Origin of the sequence: Weissella viridescens (assembly GCF_003862435.1) — a bacterium.
GTDB lineage: Bacteria > Bacillota > Bacilli > Lactobacillales > Lactobacillaceae > Weissella > Weissella viridescens_A.
In genome coordinates, this window is sequence record NZ_RHGY01000004.1 from 112,215 (window position 1) to 133,860 (window position 21,646).

Annotated in this window: 23 protein-coding genes and 1 riboswitch; of the genes, 4 read left to right on the plus strand and 19 right to left on the minus strand. The window is 41.5% G+C overall.

Features of this window, described 5'->3' with window-relative positions:
* Positions 1-7 precede the first annotated feature (7 nt).
* From D3P96_RS04990 to D3P96_RS05040, 11 genes are all read right to left on the minus strand, one after another.
* Complete coding sequence (locus D3P96_RS04990; protein WP_124943278.1) at positions 8-2,194, minus strand: penicillin-binding protein; 2,187 nt, start codon at positions 2,192-2,194, stop codon at positions 8-10.
* A gap of 1 nt (position 2,195) precedes the next feature.
* Positions 2,196-2,570, minus strand: a complete 375-nt coding sequence (gene ftsL, locus D3P96_RS04995) for a cell division protein FtsL (RefSeq protein WP_124943279.1) — start codon at positions 2,568-2,570, stop codon at positions 2,196-2,198.
* A gap of 15 nt (positions 2,571-2,585) precedes the next feature.
* A complete protein-coding gene (gene rsmH / locus D3P96_RS05000; protein WP_124943280.1) occupies positions 2,586-3,530 on the minus strand; it encodes a 16S rRNA (cytosine(1402)-N(4))-methyltransferase RsmH in 945 nt (314 codons plus the stop codon).
* A gap of 39 nt (positions 3,531-3,569) precedes the next feature.
* Positions 3,570-4,004 carry a division/cell wall cluster transcriptional repressor MraZ gene (gene mraZ, locus D3P96_RS05005; protein WP_124943281.1) on the minus strand — a complete coding sequence of 145 codons (435 nt, stop codon included), beginning with the start codon at positions 4,002-4,004 and terminating at the stop codon, positions 3,570-3,572.
* 281 nt (positions 4,005-4,285) lie between these two features.
* A complete protein-coding gene (locus D3P96_RS05010) occupies positions 4,286-4,669 on the minus strand; it encodes a hypothetical protein (RefSeq protein WP_124943282.1) in 384 nt (127 codons plus the stop codon).
* A gap of 15 nt (positions 4,670-4,684) precedes the next feature.
* Positions 4,685-5,425 carry an RsmE family RNA methyltransferase gene (locus D3P96_RS05015; protein WP_124943283.1) on the minus strand — a complete coding sequence of 247 codons (741 nt, stop codon included), beginning with the start codon at positions 5,423-5,425 and terminating at the stop codon, positions 4,685-4,687.
* Positions 5,426-6,382, minus strand: a complete 957-nt coding sequence (prmA, locus tag D3P96_RS05020; protein WP_124943284.1) for a 50S ribosomal protein L11 methyltransferase — start codon at positions 6,380-6,382, stop codon at positions 5,426-5,428.
* Between the two features lie 112 nt (positions 6,383-6,494).
* Positions 6,495-7,919 (minus strand): pyruvate kinase, encoded by a 1,425-nt coding sequence (gene pyk, locus D3P96_RS05025; protein ID WP_112468399.1) that lies wholly within the window; start codon positions 7,917-7,919, stop codon positions 6,495-6,497.
* Between the two features lie 219 nt (positions 7,920-8,138).
* On the minus strand, positions 8,139-9,611 hold the full coding sequence (locus D3P96_RS05030; RefSeq protein ID WP_124943285.1) for an amino acid permease: 1,473 nt from the start codon (positions 9,609-9,611) through the stop codon (positions 8,139-8,141).
* A gap of 96 nt (positions 9,612-9,707) precedes the next feature.
* Positions 9,708-9,878, minus strand: a riboswitch (Lysine riboswitch).
* 46 nt (positions 9,879-9,924) lie between these two features.
* Positions 9,925-10,305, minus strand: a complete 381-nt coding sequence (locus tag D3P96_RS05035; RefSeq protein WP_244919066.1) for a DUF1634 domain-containing protein — start codon at positions 10,303-10,305, stop codon at positions 9,925-9,927.
* A 3-nt stretch (positions 10,306-10,308) separates the two neighbouring features.
* The gene (locus tag D3P96_RS05040) at positions 10,309-11,151 is read right to left on the minus strand and encodes a sulfite exporter TauE/SafE family protein (RefSeq protein ID WP_124943286.1); all 843 of its coding nucleotides are present in this window, start codon (positions 11,149-11,151) and stop codon (positions 10,309-10,311) included.
* Between the two features lie 107 nt (positions 11,152-11,258).
* On the opposite strand from D3P96_RS05040, the gene D3P96_RS05045 reads away from it, so the two are divergent.
* Both D3P96_RS05045 and D3P96_RS05050 read left to right on the plus strand, forming a co-directional pair.
* Positions 11,259-11,906: a hypothetical protein gene (locus tag D3P96_RS05045; RefSeq protein ID WP_124943287.1), complete on the plus strand. Its 648-nt coding sequence runs from the start codon at positions 11,259-11,261 to the stop codon at positions 11,904-11,906.
* The gene (locus D3P96_RS05050; protein WP_124943288.1) at positions 11,897-12,373 is read left to right on the plus strand and encodes a GNAT family N-acetyltransferase; all 477 of its coding nucleotides are present in this window, start codon (positions 11,897-11,899) and stop codon (positions 12,371-12,373) included. Before D3P96_RS05045 ends, D3P96_RS05050 begins: the two co-directional genes overlap by 10 nt.
* Before the next feature lie 37 nt (positions 12,374-12,410).
* Here D3P96_RS05050 and D3P96_RS05055 read toward each other — a convergent pair whose 3' ends face one another.
* From D3P96_RS05055 to proC, 5 genes are all read right to left on the minus strand, one after another.
* Complete coding sequence (locus D3P96_RS05055) at positions 12,411-13,235, minus strand: amino acid ABC transporter substrate-binding protein (protein ID WP_348542186.1); 825 nt, start codon at positions 13,233-13,235, stop codon at positions 12,411-12,413.
* A gap of 8 nt (positions 13,236-13,243) precedes the next feature.
* On the minus strand, positions 13,244-13,882 hold the full coding sequence (locus D3P96_RS05060; RefSeq protein WP_124943289.1) for an amino acid ABC transporter ATP-binding protein: 639 nt from the start codon (positions 13,880-13,882) through the stop codon (positions 13,244-13,246).
* A gap of 8 nt (positions 13,883-13,890) precedes the next feature.
* Positions 13,891-14,535, minus strand: a complete 645-nt coding sequence (locus D3P96_RS05065) for an amino acid ABC transporter permease (RefSeq protein WP_124943290.1) — start codon at positions 14,533-14,535, stop codon at positions 13,891-13,893.
* 308 nt (positions 14,536-14,843) lie between these two features.
* Positions 14,844-15,461 carry a rod shape-determining protein MreD gene (mreD, locus tag D3P96_RS05070; protein ID WP_124943291.1) on the minus strand — a complete coding sequence of 206 codons (618 nt, stop codon included), beginning with the start codon at positions 15,459-15,461 and terminating at the stop codon, positions 14,844-14,846.
* A gap of 111 nt (positions 15,462-15,572) precedes the next feature.
* Positions 15,573-16,391, minus strand: coding sequence for a pyrroline-5-carboxylate reductase (gene proC, locus D3P96_RS05075; protein WP_124943292.1), 819 nt, complete (start codon positions 16,389-16,391; stop codon positions 15,573-15,575).
* Between the two features lie 148 nt (positions 16,392-16,539).
* On the opposite strand from proC, the gene D3P96_RS05080 reads away from it, so the two are divergent.
* Positions 16,540-17,466, plus strand: coding sequence for a helix-turn-helix domain-containing protein (locus D3P96_RS05080; RefSeq protein WP_124943293.1), 927 nt, complete (start codon positions 16,540-16,542; stop codon positions 17,464-17,466).
* 86 nt (positions 17,467-17,552) lie between these two features.
* Here D3P96_RS05080 and D3P96_RS05085 read toward each other — a convergent pair whose 3' ends face one another.
* Complete coding sequence (locus tag D3P96_RS05085) at positions 17,553-18,524, minus strand: DMT family transporter (RefSeq protein WP_124943294.1); 972 nt, start codon at positions 18,522-18,524, stop codon at positions 17,553-17,555.
* 283 nt (positions 18,525-18,807) lie between these two features.
* Here D3P96_RS05085 and D3P96_RS05090 point away from each other — a divergent pair, with 283 nt between their 5' ends.
* The gene (locus D3P96_RS05090; RefSeq protein ID WP_124943295.1) at positions 18,808-19,434 is read left to right on the plus strand and encodes a carbonic anhydrase family protein; all 627 of its coding nucleotides are present in this window, start codon (positions 18,808-18,810) and stop codon (positions 19,432-19,434) included.
* A gap of 28 nt (positions 19,435-19,462) precedes the next feature.
* Here D3P96_RS05090 and mreC read toward each other — a convergent pair whose 3' ends face one another.
* A complete protein-coding gene (gene mreC, locus D3P96_RS05095; RefSeq protein WP_124943296.1) occupies positions 19,463-20,314 on the minus strand; it encodes a rod shape-determining protein MreC in 852 nt (283 codons plus the stop codon).
* A 94-nt stretch (positions 20,315-20,408) separates the two neighbouring features.
* Complete coding sequence (locus D3P96_RS05100; protein WP_124943297.1) at positions 20,409-21,422, minus strand: rod shape-determining protein; 1,014 nt, start codon at positions 21,420-21,422, stop codon at positions 20,409-20,411.
* Between the last annotated feature and the right edge of the window lie 224 nt (positions 21,423-21,646).

The following is a 21,646-nucleotide window of genomic DNA, read 5'->3' on the forward strand; positions in this document are numbered from 1 at the left end:
TACTCCTCTATTCTACCTTTGGTTCTTTAAACTCAATTGTAATTTCATGTACGCCTTCATTTAGGCGGGTACCACCTTCAACTGACTGTGTTGCCACAAAACCATTTCCCTTGCTATTAATCTTAATCTTTGCAAGCTCAGCCCAAATCATGACATCATTCTTTGACCAACCATGCATATCAGGGACAACAATATTTTTACCTGTATTGATAAACACACGTTGCTGATTTAACATCCCCGTTTTACCGGCTGGACTTTGTGCAATAACTTTATCGCCATCACCCATCACGAGTGGATCCAAATGCGCTTGCTTGATCTTGCTGACAGCCTGCTTTTGACTCTGATTCTTAACATCAGGAACTTGGGTAAGTTGTGCTTGACTACTTACATCTTTATTATCACCTTTGGCCATCTGCAATGCTTGCGTCATGACCGGCTTAAAGACCCCAGCCATTTGCTTAGTGACTTGCCCAGGCACCTTTTTAGGTTTTTTAACCACAATGTACATCATATAACGGGGCTTGTCTGCCGGTGCCATCCCCATCCAAGAATGAATTTCTTGGGTGGGGTCTTGTGCATTCTGATAACCGGACGAAGTAGATACCTGCGCAGTTCCAGACTTACCCGTCGTCCGCACGCCATCTAAGGCATAATCATGACCAAGACCATCGCTGTTGTAAACAACTGCTTCCAATTGCTTACGGGTCGCCGCCGCAGTCTTGGGTTTAATCGGTTGACCAACCTTTTGACGTTTGGCTTCATAGACAACCTTTTGGGTGTTGGGATTAATAATCTTGCTAACCACATGGGGTTTAATCATCGTCCCGTCCCCAGCAATTGCAGTATAGGCCTGCATCATCTGCAGAGGCGTTGTTGCAATCGCTTGCCCAAAGGCTGTATTCGCCTGTTCAAACGGATAGCGGAATTGCATCATTCCGATATTTTCTTGTGGCAAACCTGATTTAGTTGACTTCAAGAAACCAAAATGACGAATATAACGCTGCCAGGTTTTGGCACCCATTTTTTGCTCAGTTAAGGCCATCGCTACATTGGAAGATAATCCAATCCCGCGATTATAACTAATTTGACCCCAACCTTGTCCATTGTTCCAATCCGTCACATTCTTTCCGTCAATACTTAGTGTTCCTGATCGATAAGTTGCATTCGGGTTCCAGTTATGTGTATCAATGGCAGCAGCTAACGTAATCCCCTTCATCACCGAACCAGGTTCAAATGAATTCGTTAATTCGTTTTGCCAATAATCACCAATGCCTTGTCCAGTTGTCGCATTATAGCTTGGACGCTGTGTTGAGGCCACAATATCACCAGTTTGTGTATCCATAACCACTGCTAAAGCTGATTCTGGTGCCATCGTATCATTAAGCACATCCATGCGCGTTTCAAGTTGCGCTTGTAACTTAGAATCGATGGTTGTATAAACATCTGAACCATTCACAGCTGGTTTTGACTTCGCGCGATTGGCATCGGTCTCATCAACAGCTGACGCCTTAATCCCGTTCCTTCCAGTTAGATTCTTATTCCAACCGGCTTCAATCCCACTATTCCCTTTGAGTTCGGTTAGTCCAGTTTTCTTGTCGTCAACATTTCCTGCTAACCCAATTAAGTTAGCAGCAGCGACCCCATTTGGATAGAATCGGGCTGGGCTCCCAACAAATGTCAGTCCTGGAATACGCTGACTCTTTAATTGTTTATACTTCATCACATCGAGCCGACTTCCGGCTGAACCAAACTGAACTTGGTCCCGCTTGGATTTACGACCATCAGCCAACGCTTTTTCGTATGTACTCGTTTTACCACCCAGTTCTTTAGCCAAAACTGAACTGACATGCTTGTCTTGCCCTGGCGTCACATACATTTTTTTACCATTCGGACCAACCTGTGATTTATCAAGGACTGCCACGACTGTATAAGAAGTCGTATTTTCAGCCATTGGATTGCCGTTTACATCAAAGATTTGACCCCGCTTAGCTTCATCAATACTTTGACTTTGATAAATCTGTTGCGTTGCTTTATCGAGTCGATGACCTTTGACATCTTTAGTGACAGCAATGTGTGCATAACGATATCCCAACACAAGCAACACGAGCATCGTTGAAGCCAACAAAACCAAGCCAGCTAATCGACTATTTTTATCCAATTGTTTCCAGATTCCGTGTCGCTTTTTTTGTGCCATTTTATTTTACATTCCTAACATTGTCATTATTCATTGTAAGGCTTTCTTGCTTAGCAACTTCACTCAACTTATCATTACTCGTCACTGTGCCAATTTCTTGACGTAAATCATTGTTGTCATTTTTAACTTGATTGAGTTGCGCTGTTACTTGATTTAAGTGACTGTTCGCTTTAGCCCCTTGATTGCTGACACCAATGACCATTAAAGCCCCAAAAACGGCAACTAAAATTGTTGCCCCAAGCATCGTTAAATCAAGGAAATTCCATTTTGGCCGCGCTAATGGAATACGTTTAACTGATTTTTTGGTTTTGCGTTTAGGTCGCGTCTGTGGTGTCGGATTAACAACCGGCTGATGATTATAATTTGTGTTCGCCATAATACAATCCTTTCTTTATTTTACGCGTTCAATAATTCGTAACTTAGCGGAATGCGCCCGGTGATTTTCATCCATTTCAAGGTCACTTGGCACAATTGGTTTACGATTCACTAATTTAAAATCAGGTTCCATTTCTTCCGGAATAACCGGCAACCCTGAAGGAATTTCTGGTAGTGAGGTTTTTTCTCTAAACATCGTCTTGACCAAACGATCCTCAAGCGATTGGAACGTAATGACCGCAATGCGACCATTGACGTTCAATAAATCTAATGCCTGTTGAAGAGAATCTTCGACGGCACCTAATTCATCATTCACCGCAATTCGAATTGCTTGGAAAGTCTTTTTTGCTGGGTGGCCACCCTTACGTCGAGCAGGTGCTGGAATGGCAGATTTAATGACTTCAACGAGTTCAAATGTCGTTTCAATCGGTGCTTCTTCACGTGTTCGTTCAATGGCACGCGCGATTTGCTTTGAAAACTTTTCTTCACCATACCGTGAAAAGATGCGCATCAAATCTTGAAATGACCATTCATTTACGATGGTTCGCGCGTTGAGCGTTTGTGATTGATCCATCCGCATATCTAACGGCGCATCATAATTGTATGAAAATCCACGTTGTCCATCATCGAATTGTGGTGATGACACACCTAAATCATATACAATCCCATCAATTCCTGTCACACCGCGTTCAGCCAAAGCTTCCGTTAAATTACGGAAATTCGTTTGGACGAGTTCAACTTTCCCAGCAGCTATCTCAGGTGCAAGATGTTCTTCATTATATGTAATGGCCGTGACATCTTGGTCAAAACTATACAATTTACCTGTCGTGAGTTGACTTGCTAATAACTTCGAGTGGCCACCACCACCCAAAGTTGCATCCACATAGGTACCGTCAGCTTTAACAGCTAACCCATCAATTGCTTCATGCAATAATACTGTTGTATGTTCAAATTCCGCCATGCCGCAGCCCTGTACTTTCTTTTTCGTTTTTTGTTTGTTTTAAATGCCGAGATCTTCCAAACCATCAGCAATGTCATCAAAGTTTTCGGCAACATTTTCTTCGTAAGCTTGCCAGTTAGCTGTGCTCCAAATTTCAAATGAATCTTCACCGAGCCCAAAAACTGTGGCATCTTTTTCAAGTTGTGCATATTCACAAAGAGATTTTGTCAGCGTAATACGCCCTTGCTTATCGAATTCAACTTCTTGTGCGCCCCCTAAAACAAAGCGCTTAAATTGACGTGCTTTCGCATTTGTCTCAGGTAATGCGCGAACTTGCTTAGAAAAGGCATCCCATCCATCTTGGGTGTACGCACGGATAGAATGTTCCATCCATCGTGTGACCACAAAAGAATCCCCTAATTGATTACGGAATTTGGCCGGAATGATTAAACGATTTTTTGCATCAACTGTATGTTGGTATGTACCCATGAACATCGCTTCATTCCTCCTTTCATGCCAAATACCGCAAGTCACCTTTTTTACATAATCTTACATGATTAATTTACCACAATTCACCACCATTCTCCACTATCCCCCACCACGTTTTTTAAAAAAAAAGCGTTTCCCGTTAGAGAAACGCTTTAAACCAACGTTTTCAGCTGATTTTTCATGATTTAAAATTTGTCTCAAGTTTTGGTAAAAAAACAAATTCCCCACCACGACTCGTTATGAAATTTATGGCACAAAAAAAAGCAGACTAAGACGTCTGCTCATGCTTACTTAATACCGTGATAACCTTCATCAATCGGAATTTGTTGCTCATAATCAAGATCATTGCTTTGTCCCACAAAGAAAGCTAAACATTCAATAATCAAATACATTGCCGTAAAGGCATAACCGTAAAGACTTGGTTCTAACCCTAACCAAACGGCGATGGCAAATAATAGTGGCCACACCAAGAGCATGACTTTAAATGCACCACGTCGCTTAATATATCGACCGATATAAATACTAAACAACCCATTTACGATAAATAGGATGCCAATAACATTCACAAGGGTTGCGATGTGACTGACTTTGACGACCAAAGGAATTCCGAATGCAAATAGCAGATTCAAAACCAAAAACGGCCAATATTTGAGCATTTTTTTATATGACATGCTGTTTTCCTCACTCTAATTTAATTCAAGCGCATAGCTTAACGCACTCAATAAGTATAACGGAGCCGTTTCTGCCCGTAAAATTCTGGGACCAAGCCCCACTGGGATAAACCCTTGCTGTGACAACGTCCCCATTTCAGCCTCAGACAACCCACCTTCTGGACCCACAAGCCCCACCAAGTGACTCTGTGGCTTCAATTGATGAAAGACTGTCGCTAAAGCTGAACGTTCTCCCTGCTTAGCACTTTCTTCCCAAGCCACCACTTTATGGGCATCTGTTGGTAAGTCCAGTGCTTGTAAATTTGGAATATACCGTAGTGTTGGGATTTCAAGACGGTGACTTTGCTCGCTGGCGCCCTTGGCAATTTTTTCCAAACGGGCCAACTTCTTATCACTTTTCATTCCCCAGTGAACAACTGACCACTCAGTTTCAACAAAAATAATTTCATGTACACCTAATTCAGTTGCTTTTTGCACCACGTAATCCGGCTTATCACCCTTACTTAACCCTAAGATTATGGTTGCTTTTACCGGCAACTCTACTTGAGGGGTCATGGTCGCCACAACTTGCATCACGGCATTTTGATTCGTCAATTCAGCGACTTTAGCAATCCAAATCGTTTGCCGATCCGGCAAAACAAATTCAGCCTCATCATCAATTCGCGCGCGTAGCACCGTCACAAAATGGTGTGCAATATCTTCTGGCAAAATAAATGTCTCGGTTCGGGGCATTTCATCCAAAAAATAACGTTGCATCTAAGCCTCCTCACCAGTTGGGTTGTGCGCAATGACACCATACCATTCACCCAACTGCAAAATTTGATCCACTAGCAATCCTTGTTCCGCCAAAGCTGATTGAATGGCATCAATCTTATCTTGATAAATTCCTGAAAGCAAGATTTGGGTACCTGGCTTAATGACTGAAGGCAGTTGTGGAATTAGGGGCAATAGCACTTCTGCTAACATATTGGCCACCACCACATCAAAATCACGCTCAGTAACATCTGCCAGCAAATCGCTCACTTGAACTTTGACATCCGCTGCAATAGGATTCAAATCTAAATTACCTTGGGCTGATTTAACGGCAACTTCATCGACATCAGTTCCCAAAACTTCACGAGCACCAAGATATTTGGCTGCAATACTTAAAATCCCAGAACCCGTTCCAACATCTAACAAGCGTTCCCCGCCACGAAGGATATACTCTTCCGCTTGCAACATGAGTTTTGTCGTTGGATGGGTTCCCGTTCCAAATGCCATTCCTGGATCCAAAACAATAACATGCTCATCTTGCATTTTTGGTGTATACGTTTCCCATTTTGGGACCACCGTTAAATAACGCGTTAAGCGAACTGGATGATAATACTTTTGCCATTCAGTCGCCCATTCGGCATCTTCAACCGGTTTTTGGACCACCGTACCTGGGGCAGCATTCAAACCGAACGCATTTAAGCCTTTAATCCGTTCACGAATGCCATCCAACAATTCAGATACATGCACATCAGCTGGAAAATAGCCAGACACCTCGGCCCCCTGTGTGACACCTGGTACTGTCTCCCAATCAATTGTCACGGTGCCATCAGATGCTTCATAATGTTCACGATCATCCGCATCATCAATTTGCACGCCTTCGGCCCCAGCTTCAATTAAAATATTACTAACGGCTTCGACTGCTTCATTTTGTGTTGTTACGGTAACTTCTTGCCAACTCATAAGCCCGCCTCATTTCATTTATTATGTACTATTAGAATAGCATAAAATCATGCCATTAGATAACAAAAAAACACATGATACCAATGGTATCATGTGTTTTAAATGTTAAATATTAGTCAACTGTTACGATTGTGAACAGGTTAGTTGTTCCTGAAGTTGTAACAGGGATACCAGCAGTAACGATGATCTTGTCACCCTTAACAGCCAATCCTTGTTCAACAGCTTGCTTCTTAGCAAGTTCAATCATTTCGTCAGTTGTGTTTACTGGGTCAACAACGATTGGTTGTACACCCCAGTAAATTGTCAATGAACGTTGAACCATTTCGTCAAATGTCAAAGCCAAGATATCAGCATCTGGACGATACTTTGAAATCATCTTTGCAGTGTAACCTGAGTTAGTAGCAGCAACGATGGCCTTAACGTCTGGCAAGTTGTTAGCAGCGTTCGCAACTGAAGCAGCAACAGATTCTGTAACATCGTCAGTTACATAATCATCCTTGTGGCGACCGTTTTGACGCAAAGCAGTTTCAGCCTTTTCATCAATACGAGCCATAGTTGCAACAGCTTCAACTGGGTATGCACCGTTAGCTGATTCACCAGAAAGCATAGTAGCATCAGTTCCGTCAAACACAGCGTTGGCAACGTCAGAAGCTTCGGCACGTGTAGGACGTGGGTTTTCTTGCATTGAATCAAGCATGTCAGTAGCTGTGATAACAGGCTTTCCGGCAGCGTTCATCATGCGGATCAAATCCTTTTGAACCAAAGGCACGTTCTCAGGTGGAATCTCGACACCCATGTCTCCACGAGCAATCATCAATCCATCAGAAACCTTCAAGATTTCTGGGAAGTTGTCGATACCTTCTTGTGATTCAATCTTAGGGAAGATCATAACATCTTCACGGTTCGCTTCCTTAAGCAAAACGCGAATATCTTCAACGTCTTCAGGCTTACGAACGAATGAAGCAGCAATGAATTGGATGCCATTTGCCAAACCAAAACGGATATCATCAGCATCCTTTTCAGTAATACCTGGCAAGTTGATTGAAACACCAGGTGCGTTAACACCCTTACGTGATCCCAACAAACCATGGTTTTCAACAACAGTTACCAATTCGCGGTTTGCTTCATCCTTATCAGTGATAAGCATGTCAATTTTTCCATCGTCAAACAAAACGTGTCCACCAACATGAACATCATCGAACAAACCAGGGTAAGTAACAGCAATCTTTTCCTTAGTTCCTTCTAGTGAATCATCCATAGAAATACGAACGACGTCACCGATGTTAAATTCGATTTTACCTGGCTTTTGAACAGTAGTACGGATTTCGGCACCCTTTGTGTCCAATAGCAAACCAGCAATCTTACCTGTCTTAGCTTCGGCTTCGTGCACAGCGTTCATGCGTCCCAAATGTTCTTCATGATCTCCGTGAGAGAAGTTGAAACGCGTAACATTAGCACCAGCTTCTAACAAGTTTGTAATTGTTTCGACATCGGTACTGGCAGGTCCAAGTGTAGAAACGATCTTGGTCTTTTTCATTATTGAAAAATCTCCTTTGTTTTTTGATAGCAATACTTTTGTATCCAATAATTATTGTACACTACTCTCTTGTGTTTTAACACACAAATTCACGTTATTTTTTCTATGTAAACGTTTCCACTTTAAAAGAAGTTTTGATCGGAATAAATGTCGGGAAAGTAAATCGTTTTTTTCAATAAAAAAAGCACACAGTTCTTGCAACTGTATGCTAAGTTCATTTTATTTTAAAGGTCGTGTGTCAGTTTTCAAATCAACATCTTGCAATGACCGTAACTTCGTATGGTGCTTAATTTTATAGTAGAAAAATAGGGCTAGGAAAATGGGAATTGCCAGATAAGTCGTAATAATGGCTTGCCAATTCCAATGTGTAATTGGCCCCTGGAATGATGCCAAGTCTTGTCCAGCCACAACAATCACTGACATAATTAATGCCAGAATTGGGCCCACTGGGAACCATTTTGCATGGTAACGCAATTCAGAGACCGTGTGTCCTTGCGCAATAAAGGCCCGACGGAAACGGTAAGCACAAATTGCAATCCCAATCCAAGTAATAAACCCAGTTAATCCAGAAGCGGCCACCAAGTATAGGTACACATTTTTACCAAATAAACTCGTTGCCAAAGTTAACGTGCTGACGATAATGGTTACAGCTAATGCACGCGTTGGAATACCTGATTTCTGGTTAATTTTCTTAAAGAACCCTGGTGCCATCCCTTCCTCCGCCATTGAGTAAAGCATTCGTGAAGAAGTATACAAACCTGAGTTTGCTGATGAAATGACCGATGTCAAAATAACGGCGTTCATCACAGCAGCAGCACTGGCCAATCCAGCCCGTTCAAAGACTAACGTGAATGGTGATACAGCAATGTTATCCTCACTTGCGCTCAACAATGATGGATCCTTGTAATAGATGATTGCGCCAATCACAAAAATCGCACCAATATAGAACAACAAAATACGCCAGAACACTTGCTTAATCGCTGTTGGGACTGAGGTTTCAGGTGTTTCAGATTCACCAGCAGTAATCCCGATAAATTCAGTTCCTTGGAAAGAGAATCCAGCAACCATAAGCACCGCCAGGATACCGTTAAATCCATTCACAAATCCATGATTACCAACGGACAAGTTACGTGCGACATCCGGCTTATAGGTCATGATGCCTAAAATCATCGCAAATCCGACAATCAAGAATGCAATCACCGCAACCACCTTAATCATTGCCATCCAAAACTCAGTTTCACCATATGTCTTGGTTGATAATAAATTAATCAATAAAATCAATGCTAGCGTGGCAAATGACCAGGTCCATCCCGGAACATGCGGGAACCAATAGCCCATCACAACCCCAACTGTGGCTGCTTCAACCGCCACGGTAATCGCCCAGTTCAACCAAAAATTCCACCCCATCGCAAACCCAAAAGCAGGATCGACAAAACGATCGGCGTAAGTTGAAAATGATCCAGAAACGGGCATATACGTTGCCATCTCACCCAAACTGGTCATCAAAAAGTAGACCATCAACCCCATCACTGCGTATGCGGTCAAAGCCCCCATTGGTCCAGCTTGAGCAACCGTTGCTCCGGACGTCACGAAAAGTCCTGTTCCAATCGTCCCACCCAAGGCGATCATTGAAAGGTGCCGGGTTTTTAGCGTTCGCTTTAACCCAGTTGTTTCATTTGCTTCATTTGACATAAAATCCTCCTAATTTTTTGAGGCCCCAAATGTTTGGCAAAAGAAAAGCCTAGTTTACGACTATCATCGTAAACTAGGCGTCTGTGTTTTTGCCAAGTAATTGATAGCTCCCCGTAATCATTGATTACGACAGTCCAGTTACTCTTAATACCTGGACCAACACCCCGATTCGCCAATCGGTGCATTTCGGCAATCGCCCCTTTTACTGACCGCATAATCTGCCGATTTAGCCAGTGACTCTTGTTGATTGCAACCTCTATTTTCTTTTTTATGCTGTAAATAGTTTAAGTTAATTTTGAGTTGCCGTCAAGCCTTAGTGTGCGTGATATCCATATGCAATTGCCACACATAAAATCAAAAGGACAAGTGTCGTAATCGCAACATAGAGATGATCGTGGATCTTGGCAAAGGCAAAAATAGAAACCACTACCCGCAAAACTGGTGTAAAGATTAACAATAGTAACCCAAACATCATCCAGGCCAGTGGTTGCCAGGTAATGAGTCCCTGCCATATACCGCTTAATCGTGTTGGGAATGGTTGGGTATTGGCATGTGGATTTAAGCATAACAAGACAAAACCAATTAACATGGCTGCCAAAGCGAGCGCCACACCAATCCGCATAATTTGCCCAATCAACACTTCCATGTGCGCCAAATTTTTTTCATCTTGAGTTTGTTTCATATCTTTAGCCATTGTTTAGAACACCGCCATTCCTTTAAAAATTAACTGGAGGGCCATAATCAAGACCACTGGAATAAAAATCTTTCGGATTAACCGTGCTGGCAAATACTGCATCACATGTGATCCAATTGTTGAACCGCCTAAAATCCCTAAGGCCATCGGCACCGCAATTACCGGATTAATCATGCCATTAAAGAAATAAACCGTCGCAGATGCAGCCGCTGTCACGCCCATCATTAAGTTAGACGTGGCAGACGATGCCTTCAGTGGCATTTTCATTACGCCATCCATCGCCATCACTTTAAAGGCACCTGATCCGATTCCCAATAAACCTGATGCAATTCCGGCACCAAACATCACGGCTGCCCCACCTGGTACATGTTCCAAACCATATTGAATAGTCTTACCTTCTTGTTTGTCATAGTACTCACCATTTAACTCAAGCTTTTCCGCCAATGGATCCGATTGGGCTAGCACCGTTTCAGTTTTGCTACCACGTAATTTTTGCCACATATTCCAAGCTTGAAAAATCAACAAAGCCCCAAATAAGAAATACAAGACCGTTGCATGGAAAAATCCTGATAAAATCGCACCAAGTAAGGCACCAAGGGTCGTGAAAATTTCCAAAAACATTGCTACACGCAAATTTAAAACATCATCTTTCAAAAAAGCAACAGCTGAACCTGAACTCGTTGCAATCACCGCAATAATGCTTGCTCCGACCGCATATTTGATATCCAAGCCCATAAAAATTGTTAACACAGGTGTGACGATAATACCGCCCCCGAGCCCCAAAATTGAACCTAAAGCACCCGCAACGACACCTGTCACCAACATAATTAATGTTTGTGTTACCATTTATTCTCCCCCTACATTTTTTAATTAAAATATTGCACAAATGATTATACGCTTCTCCGTGTTTTAGTATACACTAGAATTAGTCTAAAAAATTAAGGAATGGATATATGTTAATACGAAACTATCATGCGCAACGTTGGCTCTTGATTTTAAGTAGTATTGGGTTTATTGCCCTAATCTGGGCTGTTTTCAGCCACGTTGCTTTACTGTCTGTATTGGACAATTTAACCGCACAACTTCAACTCACCTTGTTGCCAAACTGGCTTCATTATTTTTTGAGTTTTATTTTCTTCTTTAGCCATAGCTGGGGCAGTTGCCTTGTCATTTTCTTGCTTGCCTTCTTCCTTTGGGGGTTTAAATACAAGATTCCAGCGTTTTGGTTGATGACAACAAGCATCATTAGTGGGATACTACTGCATATCGTTGATTTTATTTTACCAGTCACCAATTTTAATCATGCTATGCAGTTTCCGGCATTCGGTATTTTCTGGGCAACTTTAATTTACACCTTCGTTGCTAGTTTTGTTGGACCCGAGATCCAATCAACTTGGCGCCGCAGTTGTCTCCACCTGGTTATGCTTTTGTTATGGATACTCGTCTTTTGTGCCAACTTATTTCAACCCGATGTACAATTTAGTGGTGTCTTAGCTGGCTGGTTATTTGCAATCATCGTCTTAGAACTCTTTGAACACCTTTATGTTCAATATGCCCCTACTCTCGCCAAAATGAATGGATTTTACGGATCATGGTATTAAATACAATTGAATTAAAGGCCTGGGAATCAGACCAATTTGCAGCATACAAACACCTCATGCAACAACCAAAAGCACAAGCTGGTCTTCAAATGGATGTTTCTGAATCATCCTTACAGAGCAGCTTTGCCGAAGCACTAAAGCAACCTTACTTCTTCCAAATTTTATTGGATGATCAATTAATTGGGTCAGTCACACTCTATTGGGCACTTGACCAAGGTGAAGACGATTTAACGCACTATAGTCTTGCCTACTCCCTTGATGAAGCCTATGAACATCATGGCTATATGCATCAAGCGCTGGAAGTCTTATTCCGCCACATGCATGGTCCTGCCATCGTACAAGCGGAAATGTTTGCCGACAACACTGCTTCAATTCATGTTGTTGAAGGCTTAGGGTTTACAAAATTAACAGAGTTTACCAATTTCTTTGGTCAGGACCTTTGTGTCTTTGAAAAAACCGTAGACTAAATCAAAAGACGCACATCTTAAAGATGTGCGTCTTTTTTTAGTTATCTGTTCCAAAATACTTCCGGGCTAACTTGGCCTCTGTGCCATTTTGTTTCAATTCCGTTAATTCTCGATTGACGCGTTCACGCAAAACCTTGTCTTCTTTTCTAAAGCCCACCCCGTATTCATCCTGTGGGAATCCGGTCTGAACTGTTCGAAGTGGCGTTTTTAACTTTTCATGCGTTAAGTAATAGTTCGCATAATCACGATCAATTAACACCGCATCAACCCGACCAACTTGTAAATCATTGATTGCCTTGTCATAAGTATCATATTGAATCACTTTGCGATTCAAGTATTTTTTCAAATATTGAGGTTGTTGATTCAAACTATCATAGCCGGAAGATCCTGACTGAACGGCTAAATTTTTATTTATCATATCAGCAGCTTGTTTGATTGGTGCATCCTTTTTGGTTAACAAAACTAATCGATCTGAATGATAAGGCTTAGAAAAAGCCACCTTTTTCTTCCGTTCAGCATTAATTGTGTACCCATTCCAAATTACATCAATGTGCCCGGTCGCCAATTCCGTCTGGTTCATCGACCAGTCAATCGTTTGGAATTTCGGCTTTAGACCCATCCGTTTAAAAGCGGCTCGCGCTAATTCAACGTCATAGCCCACCAGGTGGCCTTTTTTATCACGGAACCCCATTGGCACATACGTATCATCAATCCCAATCACCACCGTTTTACGTTGCTGTAAGGTATGCCATGAATCTTGGCGGTGATTCATCCGGTAACTAATGCCCCCAATAATCAACGCTAGAATCAATAAGACCAAACCATTTCCGATAAGCAATTTGATTTTTTTATTCTGCATCATGCTCACCTCTAACGTTCAACATCGGTTGCAAAATCAAAGTGACGTCCTTGCACGGCTTCGGCAAAAGGTAAGTCGTGGGTGACAATGAGTTGTGTCACACCACGCTGCTGTAAGTCTTTCGTCACATCGGTCACACGCTGCGTTGAGGCGGCATCTAGTCCTGACGTTGGCTCATCATATGCGAGAAGTCCTGGTTGCATCGCTAAAGCACGCGCAATTGCAACTCTTTGCTTTTGTCCCCCCGATAATTGAAAAGGATACTGGTCACGTTGATTCTGCAAATCCATGTCATCCAAGAGTCGCTCAGTTTCTTGAGTTACTGCTTGTGCTGGCTTTTTCGCCACAAGTTTAGGTGCAAGTCCAATATTTTCAGCAACTGAATATTGAGGGAATAAATTAAAATCTTGAAAAATAACCCCAACGTCCGCGCCACTACGGGTTCCATCAATGGCAAGTGGCTTACCATCTAAAGTAATCGTACCTGAATCTGCAGGAGTCAGCCCGGCCAAAATACGTAAAAAAGTCGTTTTCCCAATTCCTGATGGTCCAATAATCGTTAGGATTTCACCATCCGCGACCGTTAAGTTTAAGTTCTTAAAGACAACCCGATCACCATAACGCTTTGATAAGTTTTTAATTTCTAACATAATGTCTCCTAACGATAATAGTTCATTCGCTTTTCAATATAACGCATGCCGTAAGTTAATAGTACTGTTAAGCACAAGTACAACGCACCTACTAGTAGGTATGGCACCAGACTAACATCACGCGCTGCTGCAATATTTCCAGCCCGCATCAAGTCACCCAAACCGATGACATAAACCAATGATGAATCTTTGACGAGATTAATAACTTCATTCCCAACAGAAGGCATCACTGTCTTCACCACTTGGGGTAAAACAATGTAGCGTAAAGTTTTCCCTTTTGAGAAGCCTAATACACGTGCTCCATCATACTGTCCTTGTGAAATAGATTGAAAGCCGCCACGGAAAATTTCAGCAAAGTAAGCAGCATAATTCAAAATAAATGTGAAGACAGCGGCTTCAAATCTTGGCAAGGTCACAATATTTGCCAAACTTAATCCGTAATATACGAACACGATTTGCAAAAGCAAAGGTGTCCCCCGCATTACAGTGATATACATATTCGTGATTGAGCGAAGCACAACCAATTTAGATTGCATCGCTAGGGCAATCACTACCCCCAATGGAATGGCGCCAATCAAGGTCAACCCAAAAACGCCAAGGGTCATTTTTAACCCATCTAGTAAACTTGGCATAATCTCTAAAATATAGTGCATGCATTTCTCCTCCATGGTACAAAAAAAGCCCTCGAGTAAACTAACTGTTTACTCGAGGGCGACTAATCGCGGTTCCACCTCTAATTTAACTAAGCATTACTACTTAGTACTCATGTACCAGGGTCCTGGCACAGTCGATAACGGCGACAACCGCATTCAGAATCGCAAGTGTGGTTCACCGCAAGTTAACACCACTTCACAACTTCTGCGTGGCTCTCTGCTGATAACTAGTTGGTTACTCGTTTGCTCTTTGTTTTTGATATTTTTAATGTGAAACTTACTTTAAACGACAATCACTCTTTTGTCAACTATTGTCGTCGTGAACGAGTCCGCGTGCGAATTGGCACTCCGGAATTCAAATCCCGCTGATCGGTATTGTAACTTGAAATATCTGGTTGCTTTGTGACCCGATAAAGATAACTCAATGGGGCATACAAAATAATGTAGAAAATCAAGTTTAAAATGATGGTTGGGAACAAATGGAAGACAATAAAATTAAACACATCCATATTGGCCAAATTAATGATACCAAATGCCAAGTAATCAAAGACAAGATAAGCACACATTGATAAGAACCAAGTCACCATTGACCATCCCATCGTGTCAGGCAGATAGTGTTGGATTTTCTTTGCCAACCAAATTGTAATTGGAAATCCAATCGTTGCAATCCCAATAACACCCACATAAAAGATGTCGGATAACAGACCAGCAATAATCGCTGTACCATATAGCCAGCGGTTACCAATCTGCTTTACCGTTCCTGAAAGAATCGGCATTAAGATTGCTAGAATTGTGATGTAAGGGCTCGCAGACATTGGTAGTTTAAACAAGACCCCTGCAAATTGTTGCGCAATTCCTCCATCCAGAAAAACTGCCAACATGACGATGACCACATGTAACCATGTCGTCCGAATATATTTCAACATAATAACTCTCCATTGCCGAGTGGCTTCTATTTATAAGGATAGCGCCCTTCGCCAAGCACGTCAAATATAAATAAAAAAGTTACAGAATAAATTCTGTAACTTAATCATAAATTACTTTTGCTTACCAAGTTCAATGTCCTTAGCAACAGTTGCATCAATTCCAGCAACAACGTCAGAAATGAAGCCTTCATCGATTAATTCGAGCAAACCAGCAACAGTTGTTCCACCTGGTGAACTAACCTTGTCGACCATTGTCCAAGCTGAATCATCAGTTGATTCAAGCGTCTTGGCACTTCCCAAAACGGCTTGAGTGGCAATTTCATCAGCCATTGCCTTCGTCAAACCATGTTTAACACCGGCACGCGCAATGCTATCAATGAACAAGAAGACATATGCAGGCATGCTTCCTGAAATTGCAGTAAAGGCTGAGAAATAGTGTTCATCCAAGATCCATGACTTACCGATTGTTCCGAACATATCCTTAACAAATTCAACTTGTTCTTGCGTTGCATTTTCGTTTCCAGCAACCGCAGAAGCCCCTTCACCAACCATAACGTTCATGTTAGGCATAACACGGACAATTGATTGTTCAAGGTTAGCCAAACCAACCGTCTTAAGGATTGATTCTGTTGATGTTCCAGCAGCAATTGAAATCAATACCTTGTCATTCTTAGTCAAGCTATCTTTAATTTCTTTTACAACAGCTGGAATAATGTGTGGCTTAACACCCAACAAAATGTAATCAACAGCTTCAGCTAATTCAGTGGCTGTGCTAGTTGCGTTTGCACCAAAACCTTCAGCACGTGACTTAGCAAAATCAACGTTACGGTCATAAAGGTAAACATCACTTGCATCAACGAACTTTGAATCAATGATTCCCTTAATGATGGCACCTGACATGTTACCAGTTCCAATAAAACCAATCTTCATCTAACTTTCCTCCGAGTATTGTTTAAATATAATTTTTTTATAAATCTTTCTAAGCTATTATAGCAAAACCGTATGAATAAAGACACTGAATTAAGTGTCTTTTTATGTTACATTAGTGGTAATCTCTTTTTAGGTTAGGACAAGACTCGTGCCATATTATTACCCATCAGAAAAACAAATTCAAAATCTATTTGCTTTTTTAAATGATAACAACAACTACCTCAGAACTAGTCGAGACATCACTCAATTCATTACGCAATTTACCCAAGCACCCGATTCTATTAGTGCCTGTTTTTATGCCCATCAAGAAAGCTACCTTGACTTTCGGGCTGAGTTTCCCCGTATTCTCTATGTCTTATCAGGCCATGTTACCGCCTGGCTTGATCCGGAACAACAATATGAATTAACTGCTGGCCATTTAATTTTTGCCAATGCTGACACCCATATTGAATATGAAAGTCACGCCTCGGATACCAAGATTGTCTCAATCTATATCAAGCGTGAATTCATCAATGAGAAAGCCCACTATTTCGCACAATCCAATGGTCAAATGGAAAATTATGTTTTTGCCAATTTTGGCTTATTGAATGCACAAACCGACCCCCTCATTCTTCAAATTCCCACTGATAGTGATGCGAATTTTTCAATACTTTTCTTATCAAAATTCATTTTGAGCCGACAACATGCCATGATTTTCCCCATTTTTCTCTGGATGTTGACTAACTTAGACGATTACCTCCCCCATTTACCAAACGGTCAGTCGAGTCAGCATATTTTACAATTAATTGATCGTGAATTAACGAGTATCTCTTTGGAAAGCCTCGCCCAAGAATTAGGCTACAGTCCGAGTTACACATCAAAAATGATTCGTAAAAATTTCCATATGACTTTTCAAGAAATCGTCATGGAAAAGAAGATTGAGCGTGCCAAATGGCTGCTGACCCATTCAACTGAAAGTATTCACATTGTTTCAGAGAATGTTGGTTTCGCCGATAAATCGTATTTCTATAAACTCTTCAAACAAAAAGTCGGCATGACCCCCAAACAATATCGACAAGTCACGTCGCCGGGCTAAGGCATGCCTTGCCTCGACCTGAATCATATATAAAAAAAGCTAATTCAGTTTTAGTGCGTGCGCACTAGCTGAATTAGCTTTTTTGTTTAGTTAGCTTGTAATTGCTTCTTGCTTGGCAAGTTCAACATAATGATTGAGACACAGACAAGAATTAATCCGATCAACAATGATGTTGTAAAGCTCTCACCGAAGGCAACTGATAGCAAACTACCTGAAATTGGCATGATAAACTTGAAGACTGAGATTTCACTAAGCTTACCCCAAGTTGCGGCCCAGTTCCAAAGCGTGAATGGAATTGCGGCAAACGCAGCCAATAAGATTAGCAATAGGATTCCTTCCTTAGTCCAGTGAACCGTCGCAAGGTTTCCACCCATCAACGTTCCAACAACGAACAAGAAGACAGCACCGACCACCAAGCTCCATCCCGTCATCACGAACACATTCAATGATGAGCCAAGATACTTGGCTAAGATGGTACCAAAGGCAGCCATCAAACCGTACATCAACATGAATCCTTCACCAGTAATTGAGAAGTGGAACATGTCAGTGATTGATGTGCCACCCGTCAATTGTGAAATAATCAAACCAGCAAATCCAATAATCAATCCCAATGTCTTCATTGGTGTTAGCTTATCATCAGGGTAGATGAAGTTCGCTAGCAAAGCCGTAAAGAAGATGGTTGATTGGGCTAAAATCGTTGAATTAATGGTCGATGAAATATTAACGTTACCAATGTTGAAGAAGAAGTAAGCAAATCCGGTTGAGACAAGTCCCATGATAATCACATTCCGGAGTTGAATCTTAGACATCTTAACAATGTTTTGGCGCATGATCATTGCCACGGCAAGTGTCAACAATCCAGCAAGCAAGAATCGGACACTCACGATTGTTAGCACTTGACCGATATAACGGTCTCCCAGTGCCTCACGTGAAACGTCCATGCTGGCATACATTAACTTCAATAACTTAAATGGGGTTCCCCAAATAATGTTGGCAACCACAGCAGCCAAGATAATCATTGATTTGCTTGGTGCTTTTGTTTGCGTCGTACTACTCATAATAAGAGCTCCTTAAAAATAATATATTGTGAATTTCCTTACTAATACTATCATGGAGCCCCCGAATTGGAAGTGTCTTTTCATATTTTTTTAGTGGTATTTCATGTCAGAACCCTAACATGGCAAGGTTTTAAAAAGTTGCTATTATTCTCTAATCGTATTTTTTATTTGTTCATCATTGAACATGTTGAATTTTGTTGCGCTTTTTTTAATGTTTTAAAAAAAACTCATTTTGACACTTACCCTTTTGACTTGATAATCTAAAACGTATGGAGGTAATGTTATGCAACATTTAAATTATGATCAGCAAGAAAATTGGGACTTTATTACTGGCACGCACCAGTCTCCCATTGCCCTAAATCATCAAAAAGCGATTGCCGATGACAATCTTTCAACGATTGTCCTAGACTATGATCCCAGTGTCACGTATGTTCGTGATACTGGCGCAAGTATTGAATTTGGACTCACTGGTCACGCCCGCTTAAACCACCGTCAATTCAAAGTCCAACAAGCGCATCTCCACACGCCGAGTGAACATGTCATTGACGGGGTCCAAGCCACCGCAGAACTCCATTTTGTCCATTTGGCTGGAGATGGCCAAATGGCAGTTGTGGCTGTTCCTGTCATGCTTGGCGCGTCAAATGCTGCGTTTCATACCATTTTTGAAAATATCAATACACAAACTGCGTTCCCCGTGACATTAAGTGATTTATTACCAGAAGAACGCACTTATCTACATTACTTAGGTTCACTAACCACCCCTCCACTAACTGAGAATGTGGAATGGTATGTGCTCGACCATACTATTGAAATTGGCCAAGCTGAACTTGATACCTTCCATCAGTACTATCAGGGGAATAATCGTAAATTGCAACCAGATAACAATCGACCTATTGAATACTACAATTAAAAAAACCGTACCCAAGGGTACGGTTTTTTTAGCTTTCAGGAATTGCCACACTGACAACTGGAATATTATTATAATCCACAGCTGGGTCAATATAAATCGTGCGGGTGAGTCCATAATCAGACTCAACGACCTTATTCACTTTTCCAATGTATAGACCAGACGGTGTAATACCACCCAATCCACTTGTTGTAACAGGATCACCTGGCTTAACATCGGTCTTTGATGTAATTTTACTCATTACAATTTGGTTTTTGGTTTGGTCGAACTTAGCGACAATCCCATCAACCGTTTGATTGTTTTTATTCGTTACACGGATTGCAAAACGATCCGCTGTCTGACTATTATCAGACAATAACTCCACCTTGGCACTTGTCGTATCCACTTCAGAGATACGCCCAATCATGCCACCAGCACCCATAACTGACATGCTCTTTTTCAACCCTGCATTAGAACCACGATTAATAATTAATTGTGATTGCCAATTACTTGGTGAACGCGCAATAACGGTGGCATTAACCACACTATAATCAGTCAGAGTCTTATCAACTTTAAGTTGCTTCTTTAAGGCTTTGTTTTCGTGTTGTTCGTTTTGTAACTGAACCTGTGTTGCTGCAAGTTGATTAACCTTCTTATTTAGACGCTCATTTTCTTCATAAACGTCAAACATTTGTGTCATCGCACTATATGTGTTCCCAACGGCTTTTACCGGTGAAGTCATAACTTCTGAGACCCAGGTTGAGACATCTGAAACAATACGCATTGGTAATGCTGGCTTTTCTTGGGAAGTACGCGTACGCGAACTAAAAGTAATCACACCCACGGTCACCATAACAACCACAACTAAAACCACTAGGCGTCGTGAGGTTAGTAATTTCTTCATTGCGCAGGATCCTTTCTTAACGACCTTAACTAAAGACACTCAATAATAAAGAACGCCTCACCGAAATTGGCGCGGCGTCAATTATTATTAGCGTTTAGTTGTTTTTCAAAACATCAATGGACTTAAGTGCTTCACCTGTTCCAAGTGCAACAGCATCCAATGGTTCTGGGGCAACAAAGACAGGAACCTTAGTTGCTTCAGCAATAACAGAATCAATGTGCTTAAGAAGCGCACCACCACCAGTTAGAACGATACCATGATCGATAACATCAGCAGCAATTTCTGGTGATGTTTCTTCCAAAGTTTCCTTAATGGCAACAATGACTTCGTTGATAACATCATTGATGGCAATTGCAATATCCTTAGCAGGAATTTCAATTGTCTTAGGCAAACCAGTAACCAAATCACGGCCACGAGCTGTACCCACTCCCATTTCTTCTGCCTTTTCGATATCTGCAGATCCAATTTCAATCTTCAAACGTTCAGCAGTTTGCTCACCAATCAAGACAGAGTAGTTTTGTCGGATGTAATTCATAATCGCTTCGTCCATTGTATCCCCGGCCATACGAATTGAACGAGAAGACACAATATCCCCAAGTGAGATTGTCGCGATATCAGAAGTTCCACCACCAAGGTCAGCTACCATTGATCCGGTTGGATCATAGACCGGTAGTTCAGCCCCAACAGCAGCCGCAAATGGTTCTTCAAGCACATACGCATCACGTGCACCGGCAACTCGGGCAGCATCAATCACCGCACGACGTTCAACCGCAGTAACACCTGATGGCACACCAATTGTGACATAAGGCTTGGCACTATTACCACGTGAAGACCCCAAGGCCTTACCAAGATAGTACTTAAGCATTGCAACTGTTGTTTCATAGTCAGCAATCACACCGTCACGCATTGGACGAATTGCTTTAATGGTTACAGGCGTACGCCCCAACATTTCTTTAGCTTCTTGACCTACTGCAACAATTTCGTTTGTCTTTGTATTACGGGCCACAACTGATGGTTCACGTAATACAATTCCTTTACCTTCAATATAAACTAAGGTATTTGCCGTACCTAAGTCAATTCCTACATTATGAGTTCCAAATGAAAACACGGCTTTTATCCCTTTTCTGTTAGATTTAAATTTTATATATAATCAAAGGTTCCTTTGATTACTTTCAGTATGTTTAATTTTATCACAATTCGGTTATGTTCGTCCAGATATCCAAGAGGCTTTGTAAGTTAATTTCTTTCCAACAGGGATAATTTCGGTAACTTCGATATCCTTGCCCACTGATAATGAAAAAATCAAAGAAATGAATTTTCATAATTTCACTG